Source organism: Blautia sp. 1001283B150304_161114_C9, assembly GCF_015668165.1.
GTDB lineage: Bacteria > Bacillota > Clostridia > Lachnospirales > Lachnospiraceae > Blautia_A > Blautia_A wexlerae.
The window spans coordinates 1-22,507 of the sequence record NZ_JADPGO010000026.1; the positions used below are offsets into that span (position 1 = coordinate 1).

The following is a 22,507-nucleotide window of genomic DNA, read 5'->3' on the forward strand; positions in this document are numbered from 1 at the left end:
TGCGATAGTGGCGTAGTTGGTAACGCGCGACCTTGCCAAGGTCGAGACCGCGGGTTCGAGCCCCGTCTATCGCTCTTGGGACTTCGGAGAATCCGAAGTCCTTTTTTTATTCTGATTCAGTGTCTGAATCGCCGTAGAAGGTCAGAAGACAGAGTCCACAGATTCCTACCAGACCATATATGATTCTGGAAATCCAGCTCATGCTTCCGAAAAGGAGAGCAACCAGATTCAGATTGAAAAAACCGATCAGTCCCCAGTTAACAGCTCCGATGATGGAAATCGTCAGTGCCGTATATCTTAAACATTTACTTCCCATAAGTCACCATCCTTTCGTCTCCCTGTGGCTGCAGACAGCTCTGACAGGAATCATAAAGCTATTACATTTCATATTGTTCCATGGAAGACAAAAAATATGCACAGCAGGTTCAAATTAATTTTAAATCGCTGTGCATATTTTAACAGAATCAAATAAGTTCTCTGCCTCAATTGAGGAACTCTGTCTGACAATCGGATTATTTTACTTTAAGTATCTGTCTGGCAGTTGCATCCTCATCAAAGGAAAATGCCTCCTGTGCCTGAACCGTTACATCACTCTCATCTGTCAGTGTAAATGCCTGGCATACATTAACGGTCTGTCCGGGCTGAATCTCAGCTGTAAAATGATCGATCGCATCGTCATTATTCTCGGGAATCGCTGCCTCGCAGGATTCTCCATGCTGGTAAGCTTTTAGGCTGACATCAACCATTGCACTGGATGCAGAGGAAGAATTATTGGTGTAATCGTAATAAACCATAATACATGGATTTCCGGCAAAGTCTTTGGTGATCGTATGTTTGGTATATTTGATCGTAAATTTTTCTGTTGTGAGATTAAGCGTATCATCTGCAGATGCCTCCGGTGCATTGGAAGAAGAACCTGAGGAATCTTCGTTATCCATATTGTTGAGGGAGTTGTTTATTTCCTCTTCAACACTCTTGAAGTTTGCTGACATGATTTTTACTGTCTCATCATCCAGAGAAACAATTTTCCATCCGGAATCTGTTTTGATCACCGGATAGGTGATATCTGTTTCGGAGAATACATCTTTTTCCACTTTTTTTGCCTTTTCACTCAGAATAGAAGCAAGTTTTGCCTGTGTCTCTTCTTCTGTAAGCTTGTTTCCGGCATAAGCGTTGGAAACGATCTGACGGAGAAATTCAGTGATAGTTGCTTTATAAATATTAGTTCCGTCAATGTAAGTGATATGTGCTGTGACAGAAGCTGTACCATTCTGAATATCAAATCTGTTTTTCGTGATTTTATAAGTCATTTTTTTGTTGATCTCTGAGAAGAAATCTGTGTATGCGGCATCTCGGATATCTGCATTGTCCAGTGCGGTGAGATCACTGCTCTGAATCAGGGATTCCATCGTGTCGAAGTCCATTTTCTTCATGCTGTCAAGAAAATGTTCCACTGCTTTTCGTGGCTGCTGTCGCTGATAGAAATAGAAGCCGGTACCTCCTCCAATGGCGAGAATCAGGATCAGAATGAAAATGATCAGCCCGGCATGTCCTTTTTTATTACCTTTTGTCATATTGCCTCCTGTCTTAGAGTATGCTTGAAAAATGCTTTACGCAAGATGTGCGTCACATCTTGCAGAAAGCCTTTTTCAGACACACTCTAGAGCATAACTGCTCTGAAACGTATTATGTTAAAAAGTTTCGGTTTTGTATCTGCAATAACATTCATGCAGATGTGATGTTACTGAGAACAGAGTAACAGTAACGATATAATTGATTATATCAGAATGCGTTGACAATGGCAATTGTCTTACTTATAATCAAAATTATAGTAATCAGAGTGGTTACTGTTCACACACCACTGTCCCGTGAGGTGTTTTGGCATGAATATGCCAAAATCCCGAGACATACAAGCCAAAATTCCATTGCCGCAGGCAATCTGGAATGAATTTTGGCTACGTTACTGTGAACGGAGTGAACAGTAACATCGGAGCGGATAAAATAAAGAATAATATGCGAAAATACAGAAAGAAGGCGTGGATCTATGAAGTATGAGAGTTCTTTTAAATCAGAAGCAGACGGGCTTGAGATTTCGGTCATGGCACTGATACCGGATAAGAAACCTTATCGTGCAGTTGTACAGCTGGTTCATGGAATGAGTGAGCATAAAGAGAGATATATTCCGTTTATGCAGTATCTGGCAAAACTTGGATATGTGGTGGTGATTCATGATCACAGAGGACATGGAAAAAGTGTAAAACATCAGGATGATCTCGGCTTTACATACGGTGGGGGAGCACAGGCGATGCTTCAGGATATCCGAACAGTGAACAGGAAAATCCATGCATACTATCCGGAACTTCCGCTGATCCTGATGGGGCACAGTATGGGCTCGCTGGCAGTGAGGGCATTTGTGGCAGAACATGACAGCTGCGTAGATATGCTGATCGTGTGTGGTTCTCCAAGCTACAATACTGCCATGCCTCTGGGAGTTGCCATTGCAAAGACAGAGAAAGCAGTCTTTGGACCGAGACACAGAAGTAAACTTATCGAAACAATGTCATTTGGTGCAGGGGCAATGAAATTCCGAAAGGATAAGAGGTGTACAGCTTGGATCTGTTCTGATCCTGATGTGGCGAAAGAATATGAGGAATCCGAATTGTGTGGTTTCACTTTTACGGACGATGCGTATCTGGCATTATTTGAACTGATGAAGCGTGCCTATGATGTGGAGCATTTTTCCTGTACAAATCCAGATATGCCGGTACTGTTTGTAAGTGGGGCTGAGGATCCCTGTCTGATCAATGTGCGCCATTTTGCAAAGACAGTGCGGGCTATGCGACGGGCCGGTTATAAAGATGTAAAGGGGAAACTGTATCCGGGAATGCGTCATGAAATCCTCAACGAGATCGGCAGGGAGCAGGTTTATCATGATATTGCTGTCTATATGAGAAAAAAAGGTTTCTGAGTGGATGTATAAAATGGAGAGATATCCGGTTAAACTATAACGATCTGTAACCATTTGTTGTTTGATGGCTGCGAATTGCTATAGAACCATTAAAATCCATTTTAAGAGAGGGGAACCGGATATTGGGAAAAAACAAAATGATATTGTTGCTGATACTTGTTTTCAGCCTTGGCTGTGCAGGCTGTACGGAGAAAAATCCGGCGGCAGAACAGGGAGAACTTGTAAAAAATGAGAGACTGTCGGAGCAATTCGGCAGTCTTTCTCGCTGTTAAGGTATAAGACTTTACGTTTGAAAGAAAAAATGATAAGATAGTTTCATCTGTTAAGGTGTTGAACAGTTATAAAAGTTATAAATATGAGGAGGTTTTTATGGAGAAAAACGAAAACGAAGAACTGCTGGAACAAAGCCCGGCAGCGATTCAGCAGGAAGATACGCCGGAAATTGCAAAGAGCGGGGAAGAAGAGCCGGATACAGAAGAACAGAAAGTCTCTAATGGAAGATTTATACTCTGGAGTCTGGCGGGAGTGTATCTGTTGTATACAAGTTACAGTCTCTGTAAGGGATATGTGACAGGCGAAGAAGGAACAAGTATGGGATTTATGCTTGCCGGAATTGCATTTGCAGCTATTGGTGCTGGTCTGCTGTTTTTCGGCATTAAAAATATGCTCTCAGAAGAGAAGATCAAGAAAGCAAAAGCAGCGAAGAATGCGGCAATGGAAGCTGCCGCAGGCGGAGAACTGAAGAAAGAGGATGCATCCGGGCAGAACAGATCAATGAGCATTGCTGAAAGGGCTAATATGGTTAAGAATCTGGAAGACGAAGAGGAAGACGGGGAAAACGAGAAAGAATGAAAATATTGATCACATTGCTGAAACCGTTGTCTTTTTTACCGGCACTGCTGATGATGTATATCATCTTTTCATTTTCAGCCCAGCCGGGTGAAATTTCAGGTAATCTGAGCTATAAAATAAGTTATGAGATCATAGAAACGAAGAGCGAGCTTTTGTCAGAGAATCTGAGCAGTGAAGAGATTGCCTATAAGGCAGATGGAATTCACTACTATGTGAGAAAAGCGGCACATATGACAGAGTATTTTCTGCTGGCTATCGCTATTTCTTTTCCTTTATATGTCTATGGTGTGAGAGGAATCTGGCTGATGCTTCTTGCGGGAATTGTCTGTGTGGGATTTGCAGGGCTGGATGAGTATCATCAGTCTTTTGTGGATGCTCGTACACCGGCGGTAAAGGATGTGGGAATCGACAGTATAGGGGCGTTTATCGGAATACTTCTTGTTCAGGCATTCTGCTGGTCTGTACTGAATAATCCTAATAAAAAGAAGAAAAAAAGAAGTCATTAAATAATCAGGAAAAATACATATTCAAAAAAACGGAAAGACAAAAAGGAGCTGCCACATTAATAAGAACTTAATGTGGTATGCTCCTTTTGACATTGGTTCACTGGTAATATCCTGCGAAGTGTGTTGTTGTGAACAGTAATTTTTGACTTGAATGTACACTTGATTTCCTGCTGCGTTTAAGCCTGGATTTCTGAAAGTCTGTCCAGTCCGGCTTTGGTATGGCGGATAAAAATATCTCTGACCGCCTGGATCTCGCCAAGACCTTTCAGAGTACATTTGACAGAATATCCCTCTTTTTCCAGAATGCTTTTCCAGGAATCATCGTCCTCTCCGGACATATCATTGGTAGCATGATCACCTGCGACGATCATAAAAGGTGCCAGATGAACATGAGCCGGATGCAGATTTTTTAATTTATCCAGAAAGCTTTCAATGGAGAAATCCCCTTCAACCGTTCCCATATGCATATTGGAATAGCCGAAATGCTTAAACAGTTCGTCCATCTCAGGATAAAGTTCATTGGCAACATGCTCTGTTCCATGTCCCATAAATAAGAGAATTTCATCAGAATCAGGGTGATATTCCTGTGCCATAGCCTGACAGACCTCTTCTTTGTCCTGCTTTGTAACCATCAGAGAATCACAGATAATGACAGAATCAAAATCCTTTTTATGTGCAAGAACCTTTTTTTTCATAGCGTCACTCTCAAATCCGGTGATCACATAGGTTGGCTGTACAATTACATTTCGAATTCCGTCCGCTTTCAACTGTGTCATTGCCTCATCAATATCCATGATGTGTATTCCGTCCCGCTTCCAGAGTTTGGCGCGTATACGGGGACTTGTCCATGCACGGTATAACGGATATTCCCCAAATGCATGATGCAGGTCAGATTCAATCTGTTCAATTGTTTTTTTTCGTGTTTCTTCATAACTTGTACCGAAGCTGATAACAAGAATTGCTGTTTTTTCAGTTACCCCCATTTTAAATCTCCTTATAATAAGTATATTGGCATTTACCACAACTGCCACTGACAGGTTTTCCGCAAAACAGATGTAGTGGCGGTAAAAGGTAATTGACTGCGCACTCATATAAAAAAGATGTCATGATAATAGACATTGTTTTTTATTATACAGGGAGTTATAGGGAAACACAAGTAAAAGCTAAGATTTTGACGTCTGAGTATCTCTGTATGCAGATGGAGTGACATTCATTTTTTTCTTGAAGCTTGTGCTGAAATAATATTGATTGGCGTAACCGCATTTCATACTGATTTCCTTCAGAGTCATGTTTGTGGCTGTAAGATAACGGCAGGCGGCGTTGATTCGCTGAGTAGTGATATAGTCACTAATACTCACGCCCTGTTTCTTTTTAAAGAGGGCACTCAGATAAGCCGGGCTGACATTGGCTTCGCTGGCGATATCGTTCAGGCACAGAGTATTGCTGGCATAGTTTTCGTCAATATATGAAGTTACAGATTCGCATAATTTCTGGTGATAATCATTCAGAGAAGAATCCAGTTTCCGGCAGAGAAGGCGGCAGAGTTCGTTGAGCCAGCCGCAGAGTTCTTCTGTGGTATGAAATTCTTCCAGATGATTGTATACATACAGGATCTTTGCTTCCAGATCATGGGTATCCAGGTTTAGTTCATAGAAAAACTTCAGAATCCTTCCAAGCAGAGAGTAGATCTGGATAAATGCGAAACTTTTGGTGCGGAAGTTCTCAGTAAGCCATCTGGAGAAATCCTGAAACCAGGAGTCAATTGCAGAAACATCCTTTTTACACAGAAGGCGGATTAATTCCTCCTCTCTGGAATCGGAGAAATCAGTGGCAGATAAGTCATGTCCAAGAGCCTCACGTCCGTCAAATACGTTCTGGTGTGGGAAAAAGAAACGATAATCCAGTGCATGAACTGCACTTTCATAAGAACGGTTCAGATCCCACAGATCCTGTACAATGGCACCGATTCCGGCATTCAGAACCAGTCCCTGTGAATTGCAGTTATCTACAAGTGCAGAAATGATTTTATAGGTAAGCTGGCGAAAATTTCCGGACTGGCAGCCGCTTTGTCCGATCACACACAGATAACCATCAATATCCTGCAGGGGATAAATATAATTTAATTCTGAGGTTTGTTCTGTGATCAGATCACGAAGATTCAGCAGTTCCATCTGAAATTTCTCAATGCCATAGGAATCCCTGAGAGACTGTGCATTTTCCAGTTCAAGAATCACTACGTTATAAAAATCATAATCCAGTTTAAGGTTCAGGTAGTTCAGATAAGGTTTGAGACGATAGGAAGCCTCCTGCCTGGAACGGTGAGTGATATCACGGAAAAATTTTTCGATAAGCAAAGGCCTGCTCTGTTTAAGCAACTGCAGATTTTTCTGCTCACGTTCCATCAGGGCAAAAGCATTTTTTACTTTCTGGATCAGATATGCGTAATCCAGAGGTTTTTCAATATAATCCAATGCACCAAGAAGCAGAGCGCGTCTTGCATATTCAAATTTATCATAGGCACTGATCAGTATGATTTTTACCATTGGATTAATATCCAGTGCTTGCCTGCTCATTGAAATTCCGTCCAGATCCGGCATTTCAATATCTGAGATGATCAAATCTACAGGTTCTTTTTTCATAGCGTCTATCGCAGAGGTTCCGTTGTAGCAGATATGTACGATTTCTGCGTTCAGAACTTCCCAGTCTATGTTCTTTTCAATTCCTTCTGCTGACAGATAATTGTCATCTACAATCATTATTTTCCTCATCTGTATCCTCCATTTGTTGAAATTCAATTGTGACATAGGTACCGTTTCCGGGATGGCTGTCAATACGCACAGAGCCGTTACCGTACAAAGGATTGGAAATGCGGGCGCTTACATTTGAAATTCCAAAATGTTTTTCGTAATTTATGACTTTGTTGTCTATGGCATATCGGAGCTGTTCCAGTGTCTCCGGAGACATTCCGGCTCCATTGTCTTCAATGGATATCACTACGGTATCATCACCGTAGAGTACCTGAATGGAAATAAAAACTTCAGGTGTATCGGCTGAAAGACCGTGCAGGATAGAATTCTCCAGGAATGGCTGTAATGTAAATTTGCAGATCGTGAAATTTTCTATTCCGTCTTCGGCATTGATCTCCCAGTTAAGATTATCTTTATGGCAGAGTTTCTCCATTTCCAGATACAGGCGGGCAATTTCCAGTTCGTCTTTGATCGGTATCAGTTCTTTTGATTTTCTCAGCGTCAGTCGGTAAAAGGCAGTCAGATTTGTCAGCATCTGATCTGCAATATCCAATTTGCCAAGTGCCTGGCAGGTTCGGATGGTTCCAAGGATATTGTAGAGAAAATGTGGATTGATCTGTGATTGTAATAACTGATATTTCAGCCGTTCTTCATTAATGGAGAGACTGACAATTGATTTCAGATTCTGGGCAATTGTGTGCTGCATATCTTCAAAGGTAATCCCCAGATTGTCTATTTCATCATAATTGGAAGCATCGGCCGGATGCGGGAGTGTGATGATGGAAAGGTGCTCCGGATCATGTCCGAGATGAAAGGATTCCATGGCATAGGACAGTGCGGCAATTCTGCTTGTCAGTTTCCTGGAAAAAAGGATTACAATAAAAATAGTCAGCGGCAGAGAAATAATTACAGTGATCAACAGTGTTTTGATCAGTACCTGTGTATTGCTTTTGATATAGTTTTCCGGGATTTCCGTAATATGCAGCCAACCGTTATCCAGAGTGCGGCAGTTATAGTAGATGTCATTGTCTTTAAAGAAGGAATTGGTATTTTCCAGAAACATCTGTTTTATTGAATCTGAAATCCAGGTCTGATTACGGGAAGAATCACTGTGAGCTGCAATTTGTCCCTGTGGTGTCAGAATGTAACTGGAAATTGCGGTATCAGAAGCAGAAGTCTGAAGATACCGGGAAAATTCATCGCAGTCAAGTGCAATACAATAAGCATATTCGAGAACATTGCTGGATTTGTCCTGAAGAGCACGAAAACACAGCAGTGTATTTGCGCTTCTTTTGGAAGCAGATATAACTCTGGGTAAGGTGGTATTTTTCTTTAACAGCCACAGGGAAGAAGAACCTATGGAATGTAATTCAGATTCGCTGATTCCATAATTGAAAAGTTTATCTGTGGAAAAGAAATATATACCCTCATCAGCTCCGGTTTGTTCCGGTTTTAAAAAAACATATATATGAAAGAAATCAAATGTAGATTTATATAATGAAATATTGCTTCTCATGGATGTTAATGCCTGCATGGTGCCAACCTGATCTGGGGAAGAGTGTTCAAAAGCGTACATCTGATACTGGATGGTGTCAGCAACGTTTTCGGTCTGGTTCAGACGGCTGTTAAGCTGAAAAATAAGCTGTTCATCAGACATCAATGCAGAGTTTGTGATTCGGTCTCTGGCAAGATTATAGGAAACATGGTAACTGACCAGTGCAACAAGTGTCAGAGGAAGCAGGGTTGCAACCAGAAAGGCAATCAGGAGTTTTGCCTGAAATGAGGAAAATCTGGAAGGAATCCATTTATGATAATTTATTTTTTTCAAGTTGAGTTTCATTACACATAATACTCCTTATATGAATAGGTTTGATTTTATCAGGTATCTTTTTGAAGATTGCCATATTATACAGCAATTCTGTAAAGATGCAACACAGTGTTCATCTGCTATCTGTATTATAAAAAATCAGAATGAAAAAAACAATAGAACGAAAAATAATATAAATCAATCAAAAGAAATTGTATTTAGTAAAAAGAGTGTTTTTGTTATTCTTTAATTACCAAATAACACAGAACAGTTGATGCGAGAGAACTGTTCGGAAAAGGAGAGAATATGAGGAAAAAAGTGTTAAGTGCAGTTTTAGCTGCAACAATGGTGGCAGGAATGATGGGGAATGTTGTAAGTGTATCAGCAGAGGAGAAATATGATCTTACTTTATACAGCGTTAACACTACTGACCCGGATTTTGATGACTGGCTTGCAAATGTAGAGGAGGCAACGGGTTTAAATATCAATGTTATTGCAGCTCCGACAGATACAGACACACGTCAGCAGAAGATTACAACGATTCTTTCTACAGGAGATTCTTCCGTAGACATTGTCGAAATCAACGATGAAATGAGTGCTGCATTCAAGAATTCCGGATGGCTGGAAGGTCTGAATGACACGGTTATGACAGATGATATCATTGATCAGTTTGCGCAGGGGTATATTCAGGATATGATCACAGATAAGGATGGAAATATTGTAGGAGTTCCGGGATATACAGGATATCTTGCATTTTGGGTAAATCAGGAAATTATGGATGAGGTGGGAATCGAATCCATTGATACAAAAGAAGATTTCATGAAATACATGGAAGCAGTTTCAAAAGATGGACGTTTCGGATACGGCGGTTCCTGGGAAAAGACATATGCATCTAATGAAATTGCACAGTTTGTAAATATGTTTGGCGGTGACTACTTCGACTGGACAAAAGAAGAAAATAAAGAAGCAATTCAGTTCCTTCATGATCTGGTTGCCAACAAAGAAACACCTGTTGATCAGATCGCAGATAAATATGATCAGATGAATCCAAAAATCAATGATGGCAAATACGGATGCTGGTTTATGTGGGGCTTAGGTACGGATTATGCAAAGGCAGATATGCTGGGAGCTGACAAGATCCACATGGCAATGGTACCTGATTTCAGCGGCAATGGAGAGCGAGCAATCTTTACAGATTCCTGGAACTATGTGCTGAACAGTGCATCCAAAAACAAAGATGCAGCCATTAAATTCCTGCAGTATATGGCAGATGAAGGTGGAATGGAAGCATCCTATAAAGCATTTGACAGATATCCTGCAAGAAAGGATGTTGCAGAAAAAGTTGTTCCGGATACTGATCCTGCAAAAGAAATGTACAGCCAGTATGCAGAAGAGTGCAACGTACAGGGACGTCCGCTGGTAGCACAGACAATGGAGTTCATCAGTGATATGGGAACTATCTTCCAGTCCTGCATGAAAGATGAGATCACAGTAGATGAGTTCTGTAAAAAAGCACAGGAAGTCGTTGATACATATCAGTAAAAACGGTATTCGTTTAAAGTCTTTTGAAATACTGACACATAAAAACTGACATAATAAATGAAGGTATAAAGCAGAAAAATCTGCTTTATACCTGTGCTTAAAGATATGAAGGAGGGAGTACCTGTGACAATCAGTAAAAAATCAATGAAATGGATTCCGTGGCTGTTGGTGTTACCTGTGGTTATTATTCGTGGATTTACGACTTTGTATCCGATTTTAATGACAGTTAGAAATAGTTTTTTTGATATTAAAATTCTGTCCGGAATTAATGAATTCTGTGGAATTCAGAATTACCTGAAAATTTTTTCAGATCCCAAAGTGCTTACATCTATACGTTTTACAGTGATTTTTGTAGTAGTATCAATGATATTCCATGTAATATTAGGCGTAGGTCTTGCTCTGATATTAAATATGAAATTTAAGGGACGTCGTTTTCTTCGTACGATTGTACTGATTCCCTGGGCAATGCCGGCAGTTGTTGTAGGTATGGCTGCAAAATGGGCATTTAATAATGATTATGGTCTGATCAATGACTTTATCAGATTGTTTGTCCATGGATACCAGAATAGCTGGCTGATCAATACAGGATCTGCAAGAGCTGCTGTAATTGCCGTGGATCTGTGGAAAGATCTTCCGTTCTTTGCGATTCTTGTATTATCCGGTCTGCAGTTTATTTCGGGTGATATCTATGAAGCCGCAAAAGTAGACGGTGCAAATGGAATCCAGTGTTTCTTCAGAATTACATTACCGTTGATACTGAAAAATGTACTGACTTTATCTATTCCATTTACTTTATGGAGACTGACAACCTTTGATATTGTATATTCTATGACTTCAGGTGGTCCTGGAGAAGATACGGCACTGATCGCATACAGAATCACGACAGAGGCGTTTACAAATCTGAATGTCGGTTATGCATCTGCACTGGCAATGTTACTGTTTGTTGTAATGGCAGTATTCAGCTGGCTGAATATACGTGTTATGAACAAGATTGATAACTAAAGGAGGAAATACCATGAAAAAAGATTCAAGAAAATATAACATATATCATGGTGTAATGGCAGGTGGAAGATGGGTACTGTTTGCAATTGTCTCATTTATTATCCTGTTTCCGGTATACTGGATTTTTATTTCCTCTATTACACCTTCCGGAGAATTATTCAAAACACCGATTGATTATCTGCCGGATCATCCGACACTGGAAAGCTATAAGTTTCTGATCGAGAACGTAGGACTTTTATCAAAAGTGGGAAATACAGTATTGATCGTAGGTCTTACACTGGTTATCAGTACTGTACTCTGTGCAATGGCTGCATACGGATTCTCACGTTTCACTACAAAAGGAATCAATATTGCTTTTGCATTTATTATTGCAACTATGTTAATTCCTGAAGTTGTTACAGCAAGACCATTATATGAGTTCATGCAGAAAGTAAAATTATATGATACATATCCCGGACTGATTTTGCTTTATATCAGTACTGTTATCCCATTTACGGTTCTGATTCTGAGAAACTTTGTGGGGGAAATCCCTATTTCACTGGAAGAGGCAGCAGCGATTGACGGTGCAACTTTTTCACAGAGACTTTTTACAATCGTATTGCCTCTTATGAAACCTGCAATCGCAACTGTATGTATTATCAACTTTATTACCTGCCTGAATAACTTCTTCACACCGTTGTTTTATTCAAATGGTATTCAGGTTCTTTCCGTTTCCATTGTACAGCTTCCACTGCGTGACAACATGTATGGAGTTCCGTGGGATCTGGTAAGTGCAATGGGATGGATTATTCTTTTACCGATTATTATTTTTGTTGCAGTCTTTGAAAAACAGATCATGGATGGTATAATGGCAGGAGGAGTAAAAGCCTGATTATCTGAATGCTAAGAATATTGGAGGAAAACATTATGTATCAGTCATTTAAAGGTGGACTTGGTGGAATTGCTCTGGCAAAACATGGAAGAAGCCGTGCAATCAATGCAGAGAATCCACATGGAGAAAAAGGTAAAGGTGGAATGGCAGCGAGCCATCTGGGACCGTCCAGAAAAGGAAGTCCCTGCCTGAATGATATTGAGCCAGGTGCAACTGTAACTCTTGCAGAGATGGAAGGTCCTGGTGAGATCAATCATATCTGGATCACAGTGGATAATAAGACAACCGATGCAGATTGTTTTGTATTGAGAGATCTGGTCATCCGTATGTACTGGGATGATGAGGAAACACCATCTGTGGAAAGTCCTCTCGGAGATTTCTTTTGCTGTGGTTTTGGAAGAGAGTGTATTGTAAATTCTGTCCCAATGGCAGTGGTGCCAAGCAGAGGATTTAACTGTTACTTCCCGATGCCGTTTAAGAAAAAAGCAAAAATTACTCTGGAAAATCAGCATGCAAATAAAATTCCGGCATTTTTCTATCAGGTAGATTACTGTCTGTATGATGAGCTTCCGGATGATATTACTTATTTCCATGCACAGTGGAGGCGAGAGCGACTGACAGAGAAGCAGAAAGATTATACAATCCTTGACGGAGTAAAAGGAAAAGGTCATTATGTAGGAACTTATATTGCACTTACCACACTGGAACGTTACTGGTGGGGCGAAGGTGAAATGAAATTCTATATTGACGGTGATGATGAATATCCCACAATCTGCGGAACCGGAACAGAAGATTATTTTGGAGGCTCCTGGAGTTTTGCAAAGCAGGTGGACGGAAAGACTGTGGAACAAAATTATAATACACCATATCTGGGCTACCCATACTATTCTGCTCATGATGAGCTGATCCATAATTTCTATCATAATGATGACTGTCCGCCGATGAGAGGTTTCTATCGCTGGCATATTCAGGATCCGATTTGTTTTGATGAGGATCTGCGTGTGACCATTCAGCAGATTGGAGTAGGTTACAGAGGATTATTTGAACGTCAGGATGATGTGGCAAGCGTGGCTTACTGGTATCAGACACACCCACATGCACCGTTTGCACCATTGATGTCAAAAGAGGACAGATGGCCAAGATAAAAAACAGAGGTGAAATGCTTGAAAAAAAGTGTTGTAATTTTCATAACTGCAGTATGTTTGCTTATTACAGGATGTGGAGATACGGGGAGCTTATCTAAGCTCCCCTCATCGTCGTTTCACGAAGACAAACAAAAGCTGACAATCATGCATATTGATGCAGATAATAAAAGATTTCAGGATTTTATCGAGGAAACAGAAAAAAAACTTGATATGGAAATCACTGTGGAAAAATGTCCGTCCAATGCGGATAATCGGCAGGCAAAAATATCCACGATCCTGGCTTCGGGGGACAAAAATATTGATTTGATTTCCGTGAATGATGAGATGATTTCTGAGTTTAAGCATAAGGGATATCTGGAACCACTGGAAAAAAACGTTATGACAGAAGAAGTAAGAGACAGCTTTCCGCAGAAGTATCTGGAAAGCATTTGTGAAGAGAATGGACATATATATTCTGTCCCTTTTCAGATGGATATTATGATGTTCTGGGTAAATCAGGAGTTGCTGAAACAGGCAGGACTCGATGAGATAAAGAATACCGGTGATTTTGATATTCTGCAGAAGAGTTTGAAAAATCCGGATCAGTACGCTTATGGAGATGCATGGGAAAATACACATGTTTATAACAGTCTTTCGCAATTTGTGAATTTCTGGGGTGGCGATTATTTCGACTGGACTGATCCGAAAACCAAAGATGCAGCCAGATATATGAAAAGTATGCTGGATGAGAAAAATACATCGCCTGCACAGTTTGTAGATCAGTATGAGCAGATGGAAGAGAAATTTATCAGGGGAAAATATGGATGTGTTTTTATGTATACGAGTGCTCTGGGTACATTTCTTGATGCTGATGTATATGGGAAAAATAAAATACATATGGCACCGCTTCCCGTGCTTCATAAGAAAAAAGCCACTAATATTGCAACCTGGCAGTATGTTTTGAACAATGCTTCAGAAAATAAAGATGCAGCTGTCAGATTTCTTCAGTATGCAGCCGGTTATGAAGGCAGTACTGAATATGCAAAAATAATGAAAAGTTATCCTGCCAGAGTGGATGTGATCGAAAATGAGGATATTGATCTGGAAGGAATAGATATGATACGGAAATATCTCCGGGAATATACATTGAATGCACGTCCGTTATGTGAAAATTCCATGGGTGCTGTCTCAGATATGGGAAAACTGTTTCAGGGATATGTTCTTGGGCAATGTGAAGAGGACAGTTTCTTTGAGCAGGCACAAAATTGTATAAATACTTACTATTAAAAAGGCATCTTCGGATGTCCTTTTTAGTTGCGGATTTTTGATGCCGGATTTATAATAACAATAACAATGACAACAGGAGGCAGCTTCATGCAGAATCAACAGCCATCAACTTTAAAGGAAATACGCGTCCATGGTACACAGGACTTTCCCTGTGCGTTCTATCAGACAGGAACAAGGATAAAAGGGAATATGGTGAAACACCACTGGCATGAAGAAGTAGAACTGCTTTATTTTTCGGGTGGAGAGTTCTGTCTGGAAGTAAATATGGAACGTTTCAACATTTCAGAGGAATGTTTTTATTTTATTAATCCCGGGGAACTTCACAGTATTTCTGTTGAAAAAAACGGCGGCTGTGTGGAAAATGCGGTGGTTTTTCATATGGATATGCTAAGCTCTGCATATGCTTTGAATCAGATTCAGACCAATCTGATCCAGCCGGTACAAAATGGCAGTATCCAGTTTCCGAGATGTCTGCGAAAGAATGAACCGGCATTTGAACTGGTAAGAAAATCTTATGAAGAAATCCGTAATGTATTTGGCGGAGATTCTTTTCGGGAGAATTATTATGACGGCGAGGCGGTTACGGATGATATCACCCGACAGTTGTTTATCAAATCAGCGCTGCTTCGGATTCTGGCAGTTCTGTCTGCGAATAATCTGTTTGAGATAACGGAGAAGAATCATGACCACAGAATTGAGACGATCAAGACAACACTGACTTACATACAGGAGAACTATAAAGAGAAAATTTATATACGTGACCTTGCAGGACTGATCGGGATGAATGAGCAATATTTCTGCAGATTTTTCAAGAAGGTGATCGGGCGTTCGCCTATGGAATATGTGAATGAGTACAGGATAAAAAAGGCTATTCATTATCTGAAGGAGTCTGACCTTACAGTTACGGAAATCTGTCTGGAATGCGGATATAATAATCTGGGAAATTTTCTGAGAGAGTTCAGAAAATATACGTCAACAACGCCGTTGCAGTACCGCAGACATTCATTGCAGGAAATACAGAACTAAAAGGTTACTGTTCATACACCACGTTACTGAGAACGGAGTGAACATTAACGCTAAAAGTCAAAATATCGTATTTTTATATCAAAATAGGATAAGACAGACACAGAGAAAACAGCTATAATCGTGTTTAACCGAATCAGATAAGTTCCCTGTGGAGGTGTGAAAAGCAACAGGCAGGGATGAGAAAATGAAAAACAGGATTTATAAGAATTCTATAAAAACACAGGAGGATTTTTACAATGGTAAAGAAATGGTGGAATGAAAAAGTTGCTTATCAGATTTACCCGAAGAGTTTTTATGATACCAATGGAGACGGAATTGGAGATCTGAGAGGTGTTATTGAGAAGCTTGATTATCTGAAAGATCTGGGAGTTGATATTATCTGGCTTTCCCCCTGCTACCGCTCTCCGTTAGCTGATCAGGGATATGATATTTCAGATTATTATGATATTGATCCTCGCTTCGGAACCATGGCAGATATGGATGAACTGATTGCTGAGGCTAAGAAGAGAGATATGTACATTCTGATGGATCTTGTTGTAAACCATTGTTCTGATGAACATGAATGGTTTAAAAAAGCATGTGAGGATCCGGATGGTAAATATGGTAATTTCTTCTATCTGCGTGACAAGAAAGAAGGAGAACTTCCAACTAACTGGCGTTCTTATTTCGGCGGACCTGTATGGGAAGATCTTCCCGGAACAAATAAACAGTATCTGCATGTTTTCCATAAGAAACAGCCCGATCTGAACTGGGAGAACCCGGAAGTAAGGGAAGAAGTTTATAAGAATATCAACTGGTGGCTGGATAAAGGTCTTGGTGGATTCCGTATTGATGCGATTATCAATATCAAGAAAGCACTTCCGATGCATGACTATGAGCCGGATCGTGAAGACGGTCTTTGCAGTATCAGGAAGATGCTGAAAGAAGCAAAGGGAATCGGTGACTTCCTTGGCGAGATGAGAGACCGCACCTTTAAGAAATACGATGCATTCTCTGTCGGTGAAGTTTTCGATGAGAAGGATGAAGAGATTCCGGATTTCATCGGCGATAATGGATATTTCTCCAGTATGTTTGACTTCGAAGAGACTATCTGGGGGGCATCTGACAAGGGATGGTATGACTGCAAACAGATTACTCCGGATGCCTACAAGAAATGTTGCTTTACAACACAGAGAAAAATTGGCGATATCGGATTTGTTTCCAATATTATTGAAAATCATGACGAGCCTCGTGGTGTCAGCAGATATATCCCGGAAGGTGACTGCTGTGACGCAAGTAAGAAGATGCTTGGCGGTCTGAACTTTATGCTTCGCGGACTTCCGTTTATCTACCAGGGACAGGAACTTGGTATGGAGAATGTGAAGTTTGAATCTATTGATCAGGTAGATGATATTTCCAGTCTGGATGAGTACAAGGTAGCTCTGGAAGCAGGATGTACACCTGAGGAAGCACTGAAAGCTGTTTCCAGATTCAGCCGCGATAATGCCAGAACACCGATGCAGTGGACAGATGGTGAGAATGCAGGATTTACAACAGGTAAACCATGGCTGAAGGTTAATGCGAATTATACAAAGATCAATGCAGAGAGCCAGATGAATGATCCGGAATCTGTGAGAAGTTTCTATAAGAAACTTATCGCACTGCGTAAGAATCCGGAATACAAAGAGACTGTTGTTTACGGAGAACTGGAACCTGTATGGGAAGATGTACATAATCTGATGGCATACTATCGTAAAGGGGATAAGACTCTTCTTGTAGTTGGTAATTACCAGAAAGAGCCACAGACCATTGAACTTGCAGGAGAGTGCAGGAAGGTTCTGATCAATAACTATGACAATGTAGCTATGGATGGAAATAAGATTGAACTGCAGGGTTATCAGTTCCTTGTTATTGAGATGTAGCAGAAGAAAAAAGAACGGAAATCCAGGTATGAGTACTTGGATTTTCGTTCTTTTTGTATCCATGAATTATAGCAATCTTCTATAGCAATCCTCATAAATAATGCGTATTGCTCCCGGCTCATCAGAGCGTGAAATCCCGCGACAGATATCCCTGAGTGCCTTATAAAGCTGAACTGTCATCGGAGGAATCATCTTCAGGGGGATTCAGAATCTTTACGCTGTCGCGTACTACAAGTCTGACCGGAAGAGAAAGATTCGTTGTTTTTGGATTCCAGCCATCGATCATTTTGAACAGATATTCTGCGGCAATGGTTCCGCGCGAAAAGATATCCTGATGAATAGTGGTGAGTGAAGGACAAGCAAGCTGCGCATACAGATTATCATCAAATCCGGTGATGGAGAGATCTTCCGGAAAGCGGATCCCTTTGGCTTTGAGATATTTCATCAGGGTAACTGCGTAATAATCGGAACAACACATAAAGGCAGTGAACTTGTGTGCGACTGCATAAATCTCCTCCATACTTCCCTGACGTTCATATTTGGAAGGGCGGATCACAATCAGATTATCCAGATCAATATCCAGTCCGTATTCCTGAAGTGCCCGCTGATGTCCGGTGTATCGGATATAGTCTACACCTTCCATATTGTCGGCAAGAAAGGCAATTTTTCTGTGACCGCAGTTAAGAAGATATTTTGTCATCAGGTATCCGCCCTCTTCATCGTCAAGACCGATATTAACGTATCTGGCAATATTTTTTGGAGTGTAACTGTCGATAAGGACAGCAGGCTTTTTGTATTTGCTTCTGATTTTGAGATAATCGTCGTGGAGCATACCGATGAGGATCAGTCCTTCGGTGTTCCAGCTCACCACATTGCGCACGATTTCGTCAATATCTTCAGAAGTATAAAGCATCATATAATATCCACGTTCACGAATAGCAGCTTCCAGAGATCCAAGTAATTCGCCATGAAATGGATCTGTGAAGATATTATCGTATTTATCTTTTTTCCTTTTTAATACAATTCCGATGAGTCTGGAATGATTCTGTGCGAGATTTTTTGCATTCATATTTGGGACGTAATCATATTCGTCCAGAAGTTTCTGAACTTTCTCAGCAGTTTTCTGAGAAACTTCGCTGGTTTTTCCATTAATGACATTTGATACTGTGGTGGTACTGATTCCAAGCATCTCTGCCATTTCTTTAATTGTTATCATGTGAGATTCACCTCAATACAAAAATATATAAATATATTATCACATTGGGATATGAAAATGCAAGTGTTGCACAAAAAAGTTTGAATAAAATAAAAGAAAATTGTAACTGTTGCTCATAAGTCGTTTGGGAGAGAGCAATAATAATTAAAAAATGCAAAATATAAGGCTGTCGTCAAAAAATATCTGATAACAGCCCTGCACGGAATATTATTTCTGGATTACGATTGCTTCGTAAGGTCTGAGAGTGATTTTATGGTTTACTTTTGCATCAATGTAATTGGAGATAAGAACTTTTCCGTTTGTAAATTCTTCAGGAAGCTCTACTTCACGTGTATTCTCGCTGAAATTGCAGTATACGATCAGTTTTTCATCGCCAAGTGTACGGATATAAGCGTAGATATCCTTGTCATCATCAAGGATCAGATCATAGGTACCGTATACGATCAGTTCACTTTCATGGCGGAGCTTGATCAGTTTCTGATAATATTTGAATACGGAATCTTCGCGGTTAATCTGATCTTTGGCATTGATCTTAGTGTAGTTCGGGTTTACCATAATCCAGGGGGTAGCTGTGGAGAAACCTGCGTAAGCACTGTCGTCCCACTGCATAGGGGTTCTTGCATTGTCACGTCCCTTATAACCGATTGCTGCCATCATGTCCTCTTCGGTCATCTTACCCTGTTCGGTTAATTCGTGGAAAGCATTGATACTTTCAAGGTCGCGGAAGTTGTCAAGAGTGTTAAACGGGCAGTTTGTCATACCCAGTTCCTCACCCTGATATACATAAGGTGTACCCTGCATCATATGGATACATGTTGCAAGCATTTTTGCAGAGATTTCTCTGTATTCGTCACTGTCATTGCCGAAACGGGAAACGCTTCTTGGTTGGTCATGATTTTCCCAGTAGAGACTGTTCCATGCAATATCCTGAAGACCTTTCTGCCAGCGTGTAAGGATTTTTTTCAGGTTGCGCAGGTCCATCTTTTTGGTTGTCCATTTGCCGGCTTTTTCATCACTGTCAACATCCATATGCTCAAACTGGAATACCATGTTCAGCTCTTTTTCATCGCTTCTTGCATATTTCTTTGCCTCTTCCAGAGTAACACCTGAGCATTCGCCTACAGTGATCGTGTCAGCATTATTCAGTGCTTTCTGACGCATTTCCTGAAGGTATTCATGTACATGAGGACCATTTGCGGATACATTGAAGGTTGCATAGCCGTTAATTCCAGGTTCTTTGTCAGGAAGCCCCGGCTCTTTGGAGATAAGGCTGATAACATCCATACGGAATCCGTCAACGCCCTTTTTCAGCCACCAGTTCATCATATCGAAAACATCCTGACGTACAGCAGGATTGTCCCAGTTCAGATCAGGCTGTTTCTTGGAAAACAGGTGCAGGAAATACATATCTGTTGTCTTGTCGTATTCCCATGCAGGACCGGAGAAGCAGGAGCCCCAGTTGTTTGGAAGGTTTCCGTCTTCTTTTGCAGGACGCCAGATGTAGTAATCTCTGTAAGGATTGTCTGTGGATTTGCGGCTCTCGATGAACCATTTGTGTTCATCAGAGGTATGGTTTACAACCAGGTCCATCATGATTTTGATGCCTTTTTCGTGAGCTATGGCAAGCATACGGTCGAAGTCTTCCATGGTTCCGAATTCGTCCATGATCGCCTGATAATCACTGATATCATATCCGTTGTCATCATTTGGTGATTTGTAAACCGGAGAGAGCCAGATTACGTCAATTCCAAGCTCTTTTAAATAGTCAAGTTTGCCGGTGATACCGTTAAGATCACCGATTCCGTCTCCGTTGCTGTCGCAGAAACTGCGAGGATAGATCTGATATACGACGCTTTCTTTCCACCATCTTTTTTCCATTGTAAAGACCTCCTGATAATATTATATTTTAGTACGTTTGATTTGAATAAGAATTATGTGAGCTGACTATAGCAATCCTCTCAATATGCGTTATTTACAAGGATTGCTGTAAATATCTTTTGCCCCTGATAATTTATAGCAATTCCATAAATTACTGCAAACAATCCAGCCCATCATAGTGTGAAGTCCTGCGTCAGATATCTTTGCCGTGCGTCAGCACGCCTGCAGGTATCCTCCTTGTCCTTCACACTCTGCTGAACTGTCTTGATTGCATTATTTTATGGAATTACTTTAGAATTTGTGTATAGTTGTATTGTATAAATATATAATAAATACTTTATGGAAAAAATGCTTTCGATATTTTGACGGATTTATGTATTATTTTGACTTTTTGACAAAATATAGAATTGCTGTAAGTAAATCCCATGCTTCAATTGCGAATATCCGATTGACAATCCTGTAAGACATATCGTGAAGCGTATTGCTGAGAACGGAGTGAGTTACTGTTCACTCCGTTCTCAGTAACACGCTTCGCGATGCACAGAATTTATGCTAATCGCATAAATTCGCGTGGTATATCTCGGGTTTTCTGTGACCTTCGCTCACAAAAAACACCTCGCGGGATATTACTAGTGAACAGTAACCGGAGTGAACAGTAACGATTTCGCAGTTTCGAAGTCTTGTATGTGATGGGTAAATATTGTATAGTATAGGTATTGGCATTTATAATGAGATAGAAGAAACGGCAGAAAATAAATATAATGTATAAGTGAGGAAGAATGAGAAGGATACAGATTATTGTAAATAATGGAGCGGGTACAGGGCGGGCGCACAGGGTATGGAATGAGACACAGTGTCTGCTTCGGGGATACAAAATAAAATATGAAGCCCATATGACCAGATATGAAGGGCATGCCGCGAAACTGGCTGAGCAGATTTCCCGGGTGAAGGGTGAAGAGCCTGTCTATCTGCTGGTGGTTGGGGGAGACGGTACGATCAATGAAGTCCTGAATGGTATTACTGACTTTGATAAGGTACGTTTTGGCGTGATACCCACTGGTTCAGGGAATGATTTTGGCAGAAATCTGAAACTGCCGAGAACACCGAAGGAGAGCCTGAGGGAAATCTGTGCCTGTATCCGAAAGGATCAGAGAGGTGAAGCACTTTACAGGATAGATCTGGGGCAGGTAAGCTGGGAAGGCTGTGAGAAGCCGCGGATTTTTGGAATCAGTTCCGGCCTGGGACTGGATGCACTTGTGTGTAAAAAAGCACTTCATTCCAGACTGAAACAGGTTTTAAACCGTTTCCATCTGGGTAAGCTTACATATCTTGCATTGACGGTGCAGTCTCTTTTTACCATGGAGACAGCCAATGCAAAGGTGGTGACAGAACATGGAGGCTATATTCTTCCGAAGATGATCTTTGCGGCAGCTATGAATCTGCCGGCAGAAGGCGGAGGGGTTCCTATGGCACCTCATGCATCGGTGCAGGACGGTCTGCTCTCGCTTGGCAGTGCATCCGGAATCGCCAAATGGCAGACTTTTTTCCTGCTTCCGTTTCTGGTTGCTGCAAAGCAGGAGCATATTAATGGTTTTACTATCAGAAATGAAAAAGGATTTCGCCTGATTCTGGATAAGCCAATGGTGCTCCATGCAGACGGAGAGTACTGTGCAGATGTGACGAGAGTGGAATTTCGGTGTCTGGAGAAGAAACTGTGGCTGCTGCATGAGCAGAAAGGGGATTCAAGTAAGACCTGAAACAATATAAAAAACAGAAAAAC

The 22,507-nt window shown here is 40.9% G+C and carries 19 protein-coding genes and 1 tRNA gene; 13 read left to right on the top strand and 7 right to left on the bottom strand.

Translation table 11 applies throughout. From position 1 onward, the window contains the following. Position 1 precedes the first annotated feature (1 nt). Positions 2–74, top strand: a tRNA-Gly gene (locus I4V44_RS12805). Between the two features lie 32 nt (positions 75–106). Here the strand turns inward: I4V44_RS12805 and I4V44_RS12810 are convergent. Together I4V44_RS12810 and I4V44_RS12815 are read right to left on the bottom strand one after the other, a co-directional pair. Next, positions 107–316, bottom strand: coding sequence for a DUF378 domain-containing protein (locus I4V44_RS12810; RefSeq protein WP_008705760.1), 210 nt, complete (start codon positions 314–316; stop codon positions 107–109). A 196-nt stretch (positions 317–512) separates the two neighbouring features. Next, positions 513–1,574: a DUF5067 domain-containing protein gene (locus tag I4V44_RS12815; protein WP_008705759.1), complete on the bottom strand. Its 1,062-nt coding sequence runs from the start codon at positions 1,572–1,574 to the stop codon at positions 513–515. Between the two features lie 470 nt (positions 1,575–2,044). Here I4V44_RS12815 and I4V44_RS12820 point away from each other — a divergent pair, with 470 nt between their 5' ends. The 4 genes from I4V44_RS12820 to I4V44_RS12835 all read left to right on the top strand — a co-directional run bounded on the left by I4V44_RS12820 (position 2,045) and on the right by I4V44_RS12835 (position 4,326). Beyond that, positions 2,045–2,968 carry an alpha/beta fold hydrolase gene (locus I4V44_RS12820; protein WP_008705758.1) on the top strand — a complete coding sequence of 308 codons (924 nt, stop codon included), beginning with the start codon at positions 2,045–2,047 and terminating at the stop codon, positions 2,966–2,968. A gap of 122 nt (positions 2,969–3,090) precedes the next feature. After that, the gene (locus I4V44_RS12825) at positions 3,091–3,240 is read left to right on the top strand and encodes a hypothetical protein (protein ID WP_173681902.1); all 150 of its coding nucleotides are present in this window, start codon (positions 3,091–3,093) and stop codon (positions 3,238–3,240) included. A gap of 97 nt (positions 3,241–3,337) precedes the next feature. Continuing rightward, entirely contained in the window at positions 3,338–3,820 is a 483-nt protein-coding gene (locus I4V44_RS12830) for a hypothetical protein (protein ID WP_118408810.1), read from the top strand. Further along, entirely contained in the window at positions 3,817–4,326 is a 510-nt protein-coding gene (locus I4V44_RS12835; RefSeq protein WP_118408808.1) for a VanZ family protein, read from the top strand. The genes I4V44_RS12830 and I4V44_RS12835 overlap by 4 nt, the downstream gene beginning before the upstream one ends. Before the next feature lie 176 nt (positions 4,327–4,502). Here I4V44_RS12835 and I4V44_RS12840 read toward each other — a convergent pair whose 3' ends face one another. The 3 genes from I4V44_RS12840 to I4V44_RS12850 form a co-directional block, all read right to left on the bottom strand. Beyond that, positions 4,503–5,309, bottom strand: a complete 807-nt coding sequence (locus I4V44_RS12840) for a sirohydrochlorin cobaltochelatase (RefSeq protein ID WP_196002815.1) — start codon at positions 5,307–5,309, stop codon at positions 4,503–4,505. A gap of 180 nt (positions 5,310–5,489) precedes the next feature. Further along, on the bottom strand, positions 5,490–7,094 hold the full coding sequence (locus I4V44_RS12845; protein ID WP_025581244.1) for an AraC family transcriptional regulator: 1,605 nt from the start codon (positions 7,092–7,094) through the stop codon (positions 5,490–5,492). Next, positions 7,069–8,913: a sensor histidine kinase gene (locus I4V44_RS12850; RefSeq protein WP_020993405.1), complete on the bottom strand. Its 1,845-nt coding sequence runs from the start codon at positions 8,911–8,913 to the stop codon at positions 7,069–7,071. Before I4V44_RS12850 ends, I4V44_RS12845 begins: the two co-directional genes overlap by 26 nt. A 273-nt stretch (positions 8,914–9,186) precedes the next feature. Between I4V44_RS12850 and I4V44_RS12855 the strand changes: the two genes are divergently transcribed. The 7 genes from I4V44_RS12855 (at position 9,187) to I4V44_RS12885 (ending at position 17,633) form a co-directional block, all read left to right on the top strand. Beyond that, the gene (locus tag I4V44_RS12855) at positions 9,187–10,422 is read left to right on the top strand and encodes an ABC transporter substrate-binding protein (protein ID WP_020993404.1); all 1,236 of its coding nucleotides are present in this window, start codon (positions 9,187–9,189) and stop codon (positions 10,420–10,422) included. 105 nt (positions 10,423–10,527) lie between these two features. Further along, positions 10,528–11,424: a carbohydrate ABC transporter permease gene (locus I4V44_RS12860; protein WP_008705747.1), complete on the top strand. Its 897-nt coding sequence runs from the start codon at positions 10,528–10,530 to the stop codon at positions 11,422–11,424. Positions 11,425–11,437: 13 nt separating this feature from the next. After that, complete coding sequence (locus tag I4V44_RS12865) at positions 11,438–12,295, top strand: carbohydrate ABC transporter permease (protein ID WP_008705746.1); 858 nt, start codon at positions 11,438–11,440, stop codon at positions 12,293–12,295. Between the two features lie 35 nt (positions 12,296–12,330). Continuing rightward, entirely contained in the window at positions 12,331–13,440 is a 1,110-nt protein-coding gene (locus I4V44_RS12870; RefSeq protein ID WP_008705745.1) for a glycoside hydrolase family 172 protein, read from the top strand. Between the two features lie 144 nt (positions 13,441–13,584). Continuing rightward, on the top strand, positions 13,585–14,706 hold the full coding sequence (locus I4V44_RS12875; RefSeq protein ID WP_227194681.1) for an ABC transporter substrate-binding protein: 1,122 nt from the start codon (positions 13,585–13,587) through the stop codon (positions 14,704–14,706). 87 nt (positions 14,707–14,793) lie between these two features. Further along, positions 14,794–15,732, top strand: a complete 939-nt coding sequence (locus tag I4V44_RS12880) for an AraC family transcriptional regulator (protein WP_196002816.1) — start codon at positions 14,794–14,796, stop codon at positions 15,730–15,732. Between the two features lie 236 nt (positions 15,733–15,968). Continuing rightward, positions 15,969–17,633, top strand: coding sequence for an alpha-glucosidase (locus I4V44_RS12885; RefSeq protein WP_008705741.1), 1,665 nt, complete (start codon positions 15,969–15,971; stop codon positions 17,631–17,633). A gap of 160 nt (positions 17,634–17,793) precedes the next feature. Here I4V44_RS12885 and I4V44_RS12890 read toward each other — a convergent pair whose 3' ends face one another. Both I4V44_RS12890 and I4V44_RS12895 read right to left on the bottom strand, forming a co-directional pair. Beyond that, positions 17,794–18,849, bottom strand: coding sequence for a LacI family DNA-binding transcriptional regulator (locus I4V44_RS12890; RefSeq protein ID WP_118408800.1), 1,056 nt, complete (start codon positions 18,847–18,849; stop codon positions 17,794–17,796). Between the two features lie 207 nt (positions 18,850–19,056). Then, positions 19,057–20,727, bottom strand: a complete 1,671-nt coding sequence (locus tag I4V44_RS12895; RefSeq protein ID WP_118408798.1) for a glycoside hydrolase family 13 protein — start codon at positions 20,725–20,727, stop codon at positions 19,057–19,059. Between the two features lie 779 nt (positions 20,728–21,506). Between I4V44_RS12895 and I4V44_RS12900 the strand changes: the two genes are divergently transcribed. Further along, entirely contained in the window at positions 21,507–22,484 is a 978-nt protein-coding gene (locus I4V44_RS12900; protein WP_118408796.1) for a diacylglycerol/lipid kinase family protein, read from the top strand. Positions 22,485–22,507 lie beyond the last annotated feature (23 nt).